The sequence below is a fragment of the Hydrogenophaga sp. genome (assembly GCF_011390835.1).
Taxonomy (GTDB): domain Bacteria; phylum Pseudomonadota; class Gammaproteobacteria; order Burkholderiales; family Burkholderiaceae_C; genus Hydrogenophaga.
Window position 1 is genome coordinate 1 of the sequence record NZ_JAABRQ010000058.1, and the last position, 4,209, is coordinate 4,209.

The following is a 4,209-nucleotide window of genomic DNA, read 5'->3' on the forward strand; positions in this document are numbered from 1 at the left end:
TGCGTCGCCGAGGCCAAGCTGGCCCGCCGCTTCTTCAACCATATGGGTCTGGTGCTAGACCGGGTGCAGTACGAATCGACTTCACGCACCACTTTTGAAAATGCATCCTTCGACCTCAATGCCGTGAATGCCGCCATGCGCAAACTGCGCCTTTAGGCGCTGGCCAAGCTGGGTTGGCTGATCGCTTAAGAATCCCGATCGCGCCGCGCGCTGCGCGCAGGGAGCGAAGGCCCTGTGCGCATGCTCCAGACCGCAATATGCCCATCCCTTCGAACGCCCCACGCTTTCAAGCAGCTGGCTTTCTGGATCGTTCGGCGCGCTCTTCTTCCTCGATGATTTTCAGAATCTTTGCGTACTGCTGGGGATAGCGGCCCTGTATCCAATACCCAACCTTCTGCGGTGCTCCGTCGGGGCGCCTCTTCTTTCGAATGCCACATCTGGGCACCAGCGCCTCTCGCCAGGCAAGCAGCTGGTGGGCTCGCTTGTATGGGTCTTCTGCGGGGGAGGGATCGTTCTGCATGGCTTGCTCGTGGAAGAAGTGGATGAATGGAGCGATCTTCCCGGAACCGAAACTCAATTGCAAATCTTGCCCGGCCACTAGCGAGCCCTGCCTACCCGGACCTTGTTCTGAGGTGAGGCTAAGACTGAAGGGGCAGCGACTTGCCCACGAAGAACGTGCTCTCAGCGCGTCAATAGTGCAGTTAGGCATTGACCAAAATCGGCCAACTTGCTGCCTCACAAACGTGGTCCGCTGCAGGCTGGTTGCGGGCAGCTGATGCAGTCACGCCCACCGCAAGAAGGTGTTAGCCGACATGCCCTGGCCGTAGTGATTTGATTTTGCTTTGCAGATCAGAGAGACTTTCTCACAAGCGACGGTAGCAACATCAGCACACCACAGACCACTCATGTTCCCACCGACCTTGATCCAAGCAACTGTCACCAACGCCCGTCTACAGGAGTATTCAAGATGGCCACTTATCACCTTGGCGCCAAGTGTTTCAGCCGCAGAAAAGGCGAGTCTGCGACCGCGTGTGCCGCGTACCGCGCGGGGGAGCGCATCGTCGATGTCCGCACAGGATGTGTTCACGACTTCAGCGACCGCGATGGCGTCGCGCTGAAGCAATTGTTCTTTCCGACTGGCACCCCTGAGTTGTCGCGAGAGGCCTGCTGGAACCTCGCGGAGGCAGCCGAGCGCCGCAAGGACTCCACCGTCGCCCGAGAAGTCCTCGTCTCCCTGCCTCATGAACTTCCCCGGTTTCAGCAATACATGCTCAGTGCGAGGATGGCCAGGTGGATTGTTGACACCTACGGCTGCGTGGTGGATCTGGCCATTCATACGCCAACAGAGAGCAACGACCACCGCAACTTCCACTCTCACATGCTGACATCAACCCGTCGCTACGGGCCAGACGGCTTCACAGGAAAATGTAGAGAATTCGATGACATTTTCCTTGGCCCCAAAGAGATCCGAAAGATCCGAGAGGTATGGTGCGAGTTCATCAACGAGGCGCTCGCTGAGTGCCAGCTTGCATCACGCGTTGATCACCGGTCACACGCGGTGCTGGGTCGTCTGGAGATTCCAACCATTGCGGAAGGCAGGGGCCCGGGATCGGAGAAACGCCGCAAGCGCAACCGCATCATTCGCTCTATCAACCGCCGGCTTCTGAAGACCTTCACCCCAGAAGTCTGCAACCAGTTTTCCAGGGTCTTCGAGGAGAAGGGGATTGCCTGGCAGTTCGACCCGAATCTTTACCGACCGATCGCCAACACCGAGCGAGACCTGGCCGATGACGACTGCCCGCAAGAGGAAATCCAGCGGTGGCGGGACATCCCCCGAGGTTAACGACTGCCCTCGCCTGTCCGTCAGGCCCAGTGTCTTTGCCTGTGCTCGGGCCTTGAATGCAGATGATTCGGGTCTTGCCTGGGATCGACTCCCTCAAGCCCTGCGCCCCCACACCGGATCAGACCGCTATTTCAGCTGCACTCCAGCGGAGCGGGCCGCCAGGAACACACCCTCACCGATGCTGGCGCCAAAGCGCTTGGCCAGCCGCAGGCCGAGATTTTCCCGCTGGGTGTAGTCCACGATCTCTTCGGCTTTGACCACTTCGCGGGCCACGTAGTCCAGGCTGCCCAGGCCGTCGGCCAGGCCCAGGTTCACCGCTTGCTGACCGCTCCAGACCAGGCCGCTGAAGGTGTCGGGCGTTTCTTTCAGGCGATCGCCTCGGCCTTTCTTCACCACCGCGATGAACTGGGTGTGAATCTCCGACAGCATGGCCTGGATGTAGGCGCGCTGGGCTTCGTCCTGCGGGCTGAACGGATCCAGCATGGCTTTGTTCTCGCCTGCCGTCATCAGCCGGCGCTCGATACCGAGTTTTTCCATCAGGCCGGTGAACCCAAAGCCATCCATGAGCACGCCGATGCTGCCCACCAGGCTGGCCTTGTCCACGTAAATGTTATCGGCGGCGGCGGCGATGTAGTACGCGGCCGAGGCGCAGGTCTCTTCAACCACCGCGTATACCTTCTTGTTGTGCAGCGCCTTGAGGCGGGTGATTTCGTCGTTGATGATGCCGGCCTGCACCGGGCTGCCGCCGGGCGAGTCGATCAGCAACACCACCGCCTGCGCGCCTTTGTCTTCGAAGGCAGAGGTCAGGGAAGCCAACACGTTTTCGGCACTGGCTTCGGCACCGGATGCGATCTCACCCCGGATCTCGATCACCGCCGTGTGCGGCGTGGTGATCGGTGTGCTCATGGAGTCGGCCTTGTAGACGAACCAGATCACGGCAGCAAAGATCGCCAGCCACAGCAGGCGCATGAACAGCTTCCAGCGCCGCGCGGCGCGCTGCTCCTTGAGCTGGGCAAACACCAGCTTTTCAATGGTGGCTCGCTCCCAGGTGACGCCGCCAACCCGATCTGGGGAGCTGCTGGTGGAGGGGCCAAAGGTGGGTTCGGTCATGGTGGTTGCTCGTCAGGAATCGGGGCTGGTGATCAGAACGCCAGCGGCTGTAGGTTGTATTGTGACCGCCAGTGCACCACGCCGCCCTGCTCCACCAGGTCGATCTTGACCAGCCCACCCCGGCATGGGCCACCCGAGCAGGCGCCGGTGTCGGGCGCGTAGGTGGCGCCGTGGGTGGCACACAGCAGCCAGCGGCCGGTGTCGTCGAAAAACCGGTCGGGCTGCCAGTCCATTTCCATGGCCACATGGGCACAGCGGTTCAGGTAGGCATGCGCCTGGCCCCGGTAGCGCACCGCAAAGGCGCGGCAGGTCTGGCCACCGTAAACCACATCGAAAGACACCGCCCGGCCGCCGTTCAGCAGGTCCCCGCTGTTGCACAGGGGGTGCAGGCTGTCTTCGCCAGGGTCGGACATGGTGTTGAACTGGGTTCGGGGCGCTCAGGCGTGGGTGTTGAGCCAGTCGTGCAGCTCGCGCACCGAGTGCGCAACAAAGCGCGGCTTGAGCGCATGAAACGCATCGGGCTCGTGAGCGCCGTAGCTCACGCCCAGGCTGGCGCAGCCGGCGTTGAGCGCCATCTGCAGGTCGTGCGTGGTGTCGCCGATCATGAGCGTGCGCTCGGGTTCTACGCCGAACTCGTGCATGAGCTGGTGCAGCATCAGCGGGCTGGGCTTGCCGGCGGTCTCGTCAGCGGTGCGCGAGCCATCGAACACGTGCTTCAGCTCCACCGACTGCAGCGCCTCGTTCAACCCAGCTCGGCTCTTGCCGGTGGCCACGGTCAACCAGTGATGACGCTGTTTCAGATCGGCCAGCAGCGGCAACACGCCGTCAAACAAGACCAGGTCGTGCTGATGCTTGGCGTAGTGGTACTTGTAACGCTTGCCGAGCTTGGGGTATTTGTCTTGAGGCACATCGGGCGCCGCATAGGCCAGGGCCTGCATCAAGCCCATGCCGATCACATAGCTGGCGTCTTGGTCATTCGGCACGGTGCCGCCCACGTCGCGCACCGCAGCCTGGATGCAGCGGGCGATGAGCGCGGTGGAGTCGAACAGGGTGCCATCCCAGTCGAAGGCGATGAGGTCGAATTGGCGTGGGCGCATGGTTGGAAAGAGATGGGACACCCCGAATTATCGGCGCGCGAACCACCCGCCTGCATCAACACCCCACCCGCACCACAGGCATCGCCGCCGCATCAGCCCGCCGACAGAGCTTTGGCGTGATGCCGCAGATGATCATCCACAAAGCTGGTGATGAAGTAG

General features: G+C 61.7%; 5 protein-coding genes. 1 reads left to right on the plus strand and 4 read right to left on the minus strand.

Annotated features, from left to right (window positions below; translation table 11 throughout):
• Positions 1 to 286 precede the first annotated feature (286 nt).
• A complete protein-coding gene (locus tag GPT34_RS17540) occupies positions 287 to 520 on the minus strand; it encodes a hypothetical protein (RefSeq protein ID WP_291015288.1) in 234 nt (77 codons plus the stop codon).
• A 447-nt stretch (positions 521 to 967) separates the two neighbouring features.
• On the opposite strand from GPT34_RS17540, the gene GPT34_RS17545 reads away from it, so the two are divergent.
• Positions 968 to 1,843 (plus strand): MobA/MobL family protein, encoded by an 876-nt coding sequence (locus GPT34_RS17545; RefSeq protein ID WP_291015290.1) that lies wholly within the window; start codon positions 968 to 970, stop codon positions 1,841 to 1,843.
• 126 nt (positions 1,844 to 1,969) lie between these two features.
• Here GPT34_RS17545 and GPT34_RS17550 read toward each other — a convergent pair whose 3' ends face one another.
• The 3 genes from GPT34_RS17550 to GPT34_RS17560 are packed head-to-tail and all read right to left on the minus strand — an operon-like array spanning position 1,970 to position 4,050.
• Complete coding sequence (locus GPT34_RS17550) at positions 1,970 to 2,953, minus strand: S49 family peptidase (protein ID WP_291015292.1); 984 nt, start codon at positions 2,951 to 2,953, stop codon at positions 1,970 to 1,972.
• 32 nt (positions 2,954 to 2,985) lie between these two features.
• Positions 2,986 to 3,366 carry a Rieske 2Fe-2S domain-containing protein gene (locus GPT34_RS17555; RefSeq protein ID WP_291015294.1) on the minus strand — a complete coding sequence of 127 codons (381 nt, stop codon included), beginning with the start codon at positions 3,364 to 3,366 and terminating at the stop codon, positions 2,986 to 2,988.
• Positions 3,367 to 3,390: 24 nt separating this feature from the next.
• Positions 3,391 to 4,050 carry an HAD-IA family hydrolase gene (locus GPT34_RS17560; RefSeq protein ID WP_291015296.1) on the minus strand — a complete coding sequence of 220 codons (660 nt, stop codon included), beginning with the start codon at positions 4,048 to 4,050 and terminating at the stop codon, positions 3,391 to 3,393.
• Positions 4,051 to 4,209: the final 159 nt, after the last annotated feature.

Bases quoted from the DNA above. Each gene is read 5' to 3' on its own strand.
- GPT34_RS17540 (WP_291015288.1), bottom strand. From the start codon at position 520: ATGCAGAACGATCCCTCCCCCGCAGAAGACCCATACAAGCGAGCCCAC.
- GPT34_RS17545 (WP_291015290.1), top strand. From the start codon at position 968: ATGGCCACTTATCACCTTGGCGCCAAGTGTTTCAGCCGCAGAAAAGGC.
- GPT34_RS17550 (WP_291015292.1), bottom strand. From the start codon at position 2,953: ATGACCGAACCCACCTTTGGCCCCTCCACCAGCAGCTCCCCAGATCGG.
- GPT34_RS17555 (WP_291015294.1), bottom strand. From the start codon at position 3,366: ATGTCCGACCCTGGCGAAGACAGCCTGCACCCCCTGTGCAACAGCGGG.
- GPT34_RS17560 (WP_291015296.1), bottom strand. From the start codon at position 4,050: ATGCGCCCACGCCAATTCGACCTCATCGCCTTCGACTGGGATGGCACC.